Here is a 7,426-nt window from a genome sequence, read left to right as displayed (position 1 = left end):
CGCGCTCCCCCGCCCCGCTCCCCCCCCCCCCGCGGGACCCGCCCAATCTGACGGTGGCGCGCGGGCCCCCGCCCCGTCCGGCCTTCGCGCGTGCGCTACCGGGAGGTCATGGACCGGCCCTGGCAGAGCGCCGTCTGGACGGCTCTCTTCATGTCGTCGCTCTGCGCGTCCGAGCCGCCCGGGTCGAGGTTCACCATGACCGTCGCCTGGCTGCCGCCGACCGTGGCGCCGCTCGCGGTCTCGTACCCGAAGACGTCGCCGCCGTGCCCCCAGTACAGGCCGCCGCAGGGCAGGGGCCTGCTCTCCAGGCCGAGGCCGTAGGCCCGGCCGTCCGGGGCGCCGGTCGGCCGCGTCCTCATCATCTCCCGCAGCTGGGCCGGGCGCAGCAGCTCGCCGCCGACGAGCGCGCCCAGGAACCGGTCCACGTCGCCGCCACTGGAGATCATCCCGCCGGACGCGCCCGCGACCGAGGGATTGAACGCGGTGAGATCGACGAGCGGCGCGTCCCGGCCCGGCCGCACGTACCCGCGCGGGTGCGGTCCGGGGATCGCCGAGGCGTCCCCCGGCACGGACGTCCCGCGCAGGCCCAGCGGGGCGATGATGCGCTCCCGGACCTCCTCGCCCCAGGTGTGGCCGGTCACCTTCTCGATGAGCATGCCGGCCAGCAGGTAGTTGGTGTTGGAGTAGCTCCAGCCGGTGCCCGGCGCGAAGACCGGCGGACGGGCGAGCGCGAGGTCCACCAGGTCGCGGGTGTCGTGGTGGGCGAGCGGATCCTTGAGGATCTCCTGCGGGTCCAGGGAGGCGAGGTAGTCCGGTACGCCGCTGGTGTGCTGCAGCAGCCGGCGGACGGTGATCTTCCGCCCGGGTCCGCCGTATCCGCGGAGGACACCGGGCAGGTACCGGTCCACCGGCGCGTCGAGCGAGACGCGGTGCTCTCCCACCAGCTGGAGCACGACCGTGGCCACGAACGGCTTGGTCATGCTCCCGATCCGGAAACCGCTGTCGCGGGGGACCGGCGCCTGGCTGTTCACGTCCGCGACGCCGCTGGTCAGCACCGTGCTGCCGCGCTGCTCCCGCAGGTGGAGGAGCGCTCCGGGGCCGCCGTCGACCGTGGTCAGCCGGTTCAGAAGCCGGCGCAGCTCCGCCTGGTCGGCGGCGCCGCCGACTCCCGCGGCGCCGTCGGCCCGCGACGTGCCGGTGCCGGTCAGCGCGCTCACCGCGACACCGGCTGCCACGGCCAGGGTGATTGCGCCGCGCAGCGCACGCATCTGCTTGATCATGTTCGCTCCCTGAGTTCGGTGGTGACGGGTGGTCGCGTCCGGCTAGGCCGCCGCGGAGGCCTTGGCCGCGCGGTGCGCCGGAATGGACTGGCTCTGCTCCCGGGTGTGCGGGAAGAGGGCGAGCCAGATCAGGGCCGCACCCGCCGGCAGAAGGTCCAGGTCGACCGTGATGACCACGAAGGCGAGGACGACGAGGACGGGGCTCGCGGCGACCGACGCGCGCCGGGGGCCGACGACCGCGTGCTGGACGAGCAGCGCGGTCAGGCCCAGCATGAAGAGCACCGGCCCGATCTCGTAGAACGCCTGGGGGAGCACGGCCGGAACGTCCGCGTACCGGTCGGAGAGCGCGCTCTTCTCGGCGGAGTCCGCCGCCCGCAGGCCGACGACGATGTCGATGATCGCGACTCGGACGAAGGTGACCAGCCCGACGGCGGCCATCGCGGTGAGGGCGCCGGCGGTGACCCGGCGCGCCCTGCCGCCCTCCGCGACCGGCATGCGCCGCCACAGGCCCGCGATCACCGCCCCGTACAGGAGCAGCGACCCCAGGAAGAGCAGGTGGCCCACCGTCCAGGCGGGGCCGGGCCCGTGCTGCCCGTCGCGGCCGTCGATCAGCCGGACGGCGCCGTAGGCGAGCATGAGGGCGGGGGCGAGATGGAAGGCGATCCTGGTCATGAGCGGTTCTCCCGGAGGTCGAGGCTTGCGTCCCTGCGTTCTCGATCTTCAGGGAGAGCGGTGGTCCGGGGGATCGCCGTCGCGAGGGGTCTTCGGGCCTCGGTGATGCGGGGGAGAACCGGGGTGCGGCTCCCCCGCGCGAGGGAGCCGCACCTTCAGGAGGGCTCGATCAGCCGGGTCTCGTACGCGGCGATGACGGCCTGGGTGCGGTCGCGGATGCCGAGCTTGGCCAGGACGTTGCTCACGTGGGTCTTCACGGTGTGCTCGCTGACGACCATGGCCGCGGCGATCTCCGCGTTCGACAGGCCGCGGCCCAGCAGGCGCAGGGTCTCGCGCTCCCGCTCGGTCAGGACCGACAGGCGGTCGGAGACCGCCGCGCCGGCGCGCGGGCGGTTGCGCGTGATGTCGGAGATCAGGCGGCGGGTGACGGTGGGCGCGAGCAGCGACTCCCCGGCCGCCACCACCCGGACCGCGTGCACGAGGTCGTCGCGGCGCACGTCCTTGAGCAGGAACCCGCTCGCCCCGGCGTAGAGCGCGTCGTAGACGTAGTCGTCCTGGTCGAACGTGGTGAGCATGATCACGCGGGTGCGGGTCCCGGCGCACACGGCCTTCGCGGCCTCGATGCCGTCCATGCCCGGCATGCGGATGTCGAGCAGCGCGACGTCGGGGTCGTGCTCGCCCACGGCGGCGACCGCGGCGGCGCCGTCCTCCGCCTCGCCCACCACCTCGATGTCGGGCTGCGCGTCCAGGATCATCGCGAAGCCGGTGCGGACGAGCTCCTGGTCGTCGGCGAGCACCACCCGGATCACGCGGCCACCGCCGCGGCGCAGGGCAGCGTCGCCGAGACCCGGAACCCGCCGCCCGGCAGGGGACCGGCCTCGGCCGTGCCGCCGCAGGCGGCGGCGCGTTCACCGATGCCGATGAGGCCGTCGCCGCCCCGCCGCCAGCCCGGATCGGCCCCGTCCCGGCCCCGCCCGTCGTCGGTCACCGTGATCTCCAGTTCGTGGTCGGTCCAGCGGAGCAGGACCTCGGCCGTCCGCGCGCCGGCGTGCTTCACCGTGTTGGTCAGCGCCTCCTGCACGATGCGGTACGCCGCCAGGTCGGCGTCGGCGGCCAGGCCGCGGCGCACGCCCTCGACCGTGAGCCGCACGCGGACCTGGGTGCGGTTGACGTGCTCGACCAGGCCGGGCAGCGCGCCGATGGTCGGCTGAGGCGCGCGTACGCCGTGGTCCTGCTCCTCCTTCAGCACGCCCAGCGTGCGCCGCAGCTGGGTCATCGCGTCCCGGCCCGCGTCGGCGATCGCGTCGAAGACCCGTTCGGCCTGGCCGGGATCGGTGTGGACGACCACCGGACCGGCCTCCGCCTGAACGACCATGAGGCTGACGGCGTGCGCGAGCACGTCGTGCATGTCGCGGGCGATGCGGGCCCGTTCCTCCGCCGCCGCCCGCGCCGCCTCGGCCTGGCGCTCGCGTTCGAGCGCCTCGCGTTCGCGTTCGAGCTGCGCGGAGCGTTCCACCAGCGCGTTCGACCGCTCCCGCGCGGTCCGCGCCAGCGTGCCGAGCAGGAACGCCGTCATGGGCAGCAGCAGCGTGAACATGAACTCGCCCGCGTCGTTGTTCTTCACGAGCAGCGCGCCGGGCGGGATGGACGCCACGATCACGCCGATGAAACCCCACCTCTGCCAGCGATGCCGCCCCAGGTCGGCAAGGGTGTAGATCGCCACCAGCGCGCCGTACTGCAGCATCTGGCCCGGCCGGTGGTGCAGCGACACCCCCATGGCGAAGCACGCGACCACCAGCGCGATCGCGAACGGCGCCCGGCGCCGCCACACGAGCGGGACGACCGTGCCGAGGTTGAACACCACTCCGAGCGGCGTGACCTCCGGCGCCGTGGCGAACGGCACGAAGACCGGGACGGCGACCGCCGCGGCGACCAGCACGTCCACGAGGCGGCCGTCCTCCCCACGCCGCCGCCGCAGCCACCTGGGGAAACCGAAACCGCGCAACCGATCTGACATCCCCCCAGTATCGGCCGCCGCACGACACGTCCACCTCGCTCGCACGACGGATCTTCACAACCGGAGCATTCGTCTCAATAGAGGGCGGCCGTTACGGGCGACCCGAGTGGCAGGCGTACCCCCTTGAGGCATAGACGGCGCATCTGGTGAAGCGCGCGGCGGTTCTTCTCGGCCCGGGCCTGGTCGGACGCGCGGTTCAGCACGTCGAACGCCCGGTCGAACGCGATCGCGGCGGCCTTGACGTCGCCGTCGGCCGCGTGCGACACCCCCAGCCGGGACAGAGCGCCCGCCAGGGAGAACGGTTGCGACGCGGCGGCGAAGTGCTCCGCCGCGGCGGCGAACAGTTCGCATGCCGCCGCGTAGTCGCGCTGGTTGTAGCGGTGGAGCGCCAGGGCGTGGCTCAACCGGGCGGCCATGCCGGGTAGGTCCGCCTCTCGTGCGGCTTCCAGGCCCTCGTTCCACGTGTCGAGGGCTCGTAACGACTGGCCGCCGGCGTAGAAGGCGGTTCCGAGCCCCAGAAGAATGGACGCCCGGTAGCTGTGGAGACCGCGCTCCTCGCAGATTTCCAGGCATGCGGAGAACTGTTCCTGCGCGGCCCGATGGTTGCTACGGGCCAGGTACGCCTCTCCAAGAGGTCTGCGTAGGCTCAGCTCCTTCTCGGGGTCCACGAAACCCTCCAGCGACGGGACCAGGGGTTCCAGCAGATCGATGACCTTCTGCGAGAGCCCGGCGTCCAGCAACTGCTTGGCCTGGTAGGCCGCCGCGGCGAACTGGCCGGCCTCGGGATCCATCGCGGCCAGAGCCGCCTGCGCGGCCGCGGACTCCCGTTCGGCATCGGTGATCCGGCCCAGGTCCCGGTAAGCGTCCGCGAGCCGGGCGTGCAGTGCCCCGACCACACCGGGAGGCCCAGGGGCCAGCAGGGAGAGAGCCTCTCGCCAGCAGGCGATCGCGTCGTCCGGCGACGGTGGCCGCTCGTCGATCCATCGATCCCCTTTCTCGAACAGCAGCAACGCGAGTTCGGAATTCCGCCCGGCTCGCCGCGCGGCCGCTGTCCCGATCTCCAGAATCCACTCGGCCACCTCCCCAACGCCGCGCTGCTCGGCCAGCAGGCTGAGGGGATATGCCAGCTCGGCCGTCGCGGCGTCCAGCCCGTGGTGGTCGATCAACCCCAGGAGCCCATAGAGGTTCGGCTCTTCGGCGTCCAGCCACGACAGGGCCTCCGCCGGGGCCGGCCTGGACTCCGGCTCGCCCCACAGTCCCTCCCGGATGCCCAGACCGGTGAGCGCTGCCAAGAGATGATCGCTGTACCAGCCGAAGCTGCGCGCCATCGCCTGCGAGGGGCCGTCGGGACCGGAATCGTCGAGCAGTTCCAGAGCGAAGAACCAGACCAGATCGTGCATCAAGAAGCGCCCGGGAGCGCCGGCCGGCTCCACCAGATGGTCGAGGACGAGGCGGTCGACCACCTCCTCGGCCTCCGATTCGGGCACGTCGAGCAGGCGTGCGGCCAGCCCGAGGGCGAACGTGGGGCCCGGCCGCGCGGCCAGCGAGCGGAACAGACGCGCGGCGTCGGCGTCGAGCGCGCGGTACGACAACTCGAAGGCGGCCCGCACATCGAGATCGCCGACCTTGAGATGGTGCAGCCTGCGGCGCGCGTCCCACAGGTGGGAGGCAAGGTGGCCCGGGGTCCAGTCGGCGCGGGCGCGGAGCCGCGCGGCGGCGATCCGCAGCGCCAGCGGCAGCCGCCCGCACACCTCCACGATGCTCCGGGCGGCCGCCTCATCGGCCCCGATCCGATCCGCGCCCACGATCTTCGACAGCAGCGACACGCACTCCCGCTCGTCGAGCAGACCGAGATCGTAGCCCTGTGCGCCCTCCAGCGCGGGCAGGGCGTTGCGGCTGGTGACGACGACCAGGCATCCGCCGTCGGCCGGCAGGAGCGAGCGCACCTGCGACGCGTCGGTGGCGTCGTCCAGCAGGATGAGCATTCGCCGCCCGAGGAGCAGTTCGCGAAACAGCGCGGCCCGGGACGCCGTGTCCTCGGGCATGTCCCCCGGGGCCCCCAGCGCACGCAGGAAGCGGGCGAGGACCAGCCCCTCGTCGAGCGTTCCCTCGTCCGCGCGCAGGCGGCAGTAGAGCTGACCGTCCGGATACTCCGGCGCCAGATCGTGGGCGAGACGCAACGACAGCGCCGACTTGCCGACCCCCGCAAGTCCGGTGATCACAAGGAGGGCGGGGGAGTTGACGCCATCGACCGGACGCCGTTCTCCGCACCTGGCCTTCACCTCGGCCAGCTCGCGGATCCGCCCCGTGAAGTCCGCGGGCACGCCGGGTAACTGCGCGGGAATGCCTGTCGACCGCGTGGCCCGCTCGCGTCCGCGAGCGGGACGGCCGCGGGTGGGCTGAGCCGCCTCCAGCAGATCCATCCAATAGGTGCGGTCTGGCCCCGGCGCCCCGGCCCAATCGCTCCACAGCCTTATGAGCGCCCATACCTTCTCGGTGACCTCGGGGTCGGAGAACCGCGGGACATGCGCCGCGTTCGGATCGTCCGGCAGCCATGCGCTGATCAGCCGAGCGTTCAGCTCCACCTTGTACGGCGGTCTGGCCAAGGCACGCGCGGCCGCCCGGCGCGACGTCTGGGCCTTCGGGTGCCTTTTCCGCCGGACGTCCTTGGCGCGACGCTCCAACGTCCTCATCGCCTCGTACCAGGCAAGCACCGCCTGCGTGGCCATCGCCACCTCCGCAGAGGTCACCGTGCCCGCAGCCGACGATGCGGGCAGCGTTCGTACCAGCAATGTAGGACAAGTTCGCCCGCATCGCCCGCCGTTGCGCACAGGGGCGCGACCACTCACCGAGCCTGGCATCTCAGCCCGGGCAGCCGGGAACCACCCAAGCTTTCAGGAGAAGCTCATGACTGTGATCCAGGGTCGGTGGCCGGCCCCCGCAACCAGTTCCGTGCGCCTCAGTCGAAGGTGGTGGAGATCTCGTGCCAGCCGCCGGGAACGAGGGCGGCGGCTTCGTCCGGCCCCCAGGAGCCTTTGGCGTAGGGGAGGGGCTGGGTGGGGAGGTCGAGGACGGGCTGGATGATGCGCCAGGACTCTTCAGCCAGGTCGAAGCGGACGAACCGGCGGGGGTCGCCGGTCACGGCGTCGGTGAGGATCCGTTGGTAGGCCGCCTCCATCGGGCCCAGGACCTTGGTGAAGTCCACGCTGAGCGGGACTTTCCGGGTGCTGTCGCGTCCGGGGACCTTGGCGAGCAGGTCGAACGTGACCCCCGCGTCGGGCTGGATGCGGAAGCGGATCAGATTGGGCTCTGGGGCGCCGTCGAAGTAGGTGGTGGGCGGGGTGCGGAGTTGGGCGACCACTTCCAGGTCGGTGGTGCCCAGTGCCTTGCCGGAACGGATGTAGAACGGGACGTCGGCCCAGCGCCAGTTGTTGATGCGCAGGCGCAGCGCCGCGTA

5 protein-coding genes and 1 pseudogene are annotated in these 7,426 nt (G+C 72.6%); all 6 read right to left on the bottom strand.

The window, feature by feature from the left end:
- Positions 1-95: 95 nt before the first annotated feature.
- Positions 96-1,280 (bottom strand): serine hydrolase domain-containing protein, encoded by a 1,185-nt coding sequence (locus AB0C69_RS34655; RefSeq protein ID WP_360359346.1) that lies wholly within the window; start codon positions 1,278-1,280, stop codon positions 96-98.
- A gap of 42 nt (positions 1,281-1,322) precedes the next feature.
- Entirely contained in the window at positions 1,323-1,952 is a 630-nt protein-coding gene (locus AB0C69_RS34650; RefSeq protein ID WP_360359343.1) for a hypothetical protein, read from the bottom strand.
- Positions 1,953-2,107: 155 nt separating this feature from the next.
- A complete protein-coding gene (locus tag AB0C69_RS34645; RefSeq protein WP_345179664.1) occupies positions 2,108-2,761 on the bottom strand; it encodes a response regulator transcription factor in 654 nt (217 codons plus the stop codon).
- Positions 2,758-3,969, bottom strand: coding sequence for a histidine kinase (locus tag AB0C69_RS34640; RefSeq protein WP_360359340.1), 1,212 nt, complete (start codon positions 3,967-3,969; stop codon positions 2,758-2,760). Before AB0C69_RS34640 ends, AB0C69_RS34645 begins: the two co-directional genes overlap by 4 nt.
- 74 nt (positions 3,970-4,043) lie before the next feature.
- The gene (locus tag AB0C69_RS34635) at positions 4,044-6,698 is read right to left on the bottom strand and encodes an NB-ARC domain-containing protein (RefSeq protein WP_360359337.1); all 2,655 of its coding nucleotides are present in this window, start codon (positions 6,696-6,698) and stop codon (positions 4,044-4,046) included.
- Positions 6,699-6,928: 230 nt separating this feature from the next.
- Positions 6,929-7,426, bottom strand: a pseudogene (locus AB0C69_RS34630) (glucose-6-phosphate dehydrogenase); the annotation flags it as partial.

Origin of the sequence: Actinomadura sp. NPDC048032 (genome assembly GCF_040653175.1) — a bacterium.
Lineage (GTDB): Bacteria > Actinomycetota > Actinomycetes > Streptosporangiales > Streptosporangiaceae > Spirillospora > Spirillospora verrucosospora.
This window is presented reverse-complemented; position numbering and strand designations above follow the sequence as displayed.

Bases quoted from the DNA above. Each gene is read 5' to 3' on its own strand.
- AB0C69_RS34640 (WP_360359340.1), bottom strand. From the start codon at position 3,969: ATGTCAGATCGGTTGCGCGGTTTCGGTTTCCCCAGGTGGCTGCGGCGG.
- AB0C69_RS34650 (WP_360359343.1), bottom strand. From the start codon at position 1,952: ATGACCAGGATCGCCTTCCATCTCGCCCCCGCCCTCATGCTCGCCTAC.
- AB0C69_RS34655 (WP_360359346.1), bottom strand. From the start codon at position 1,280: ATGATCAAGCAGATGCGTGCGCTGCGCGGCGCAATCACCCTGGCCGTG.
- AB0C69_RS34635 (WP_360359337.1), bottom strand. From the start codon at position 6,698: ATGGCCACGCAGGCGGTGCTTGCCTGGTACGAGGCGATGAGGACGTTG.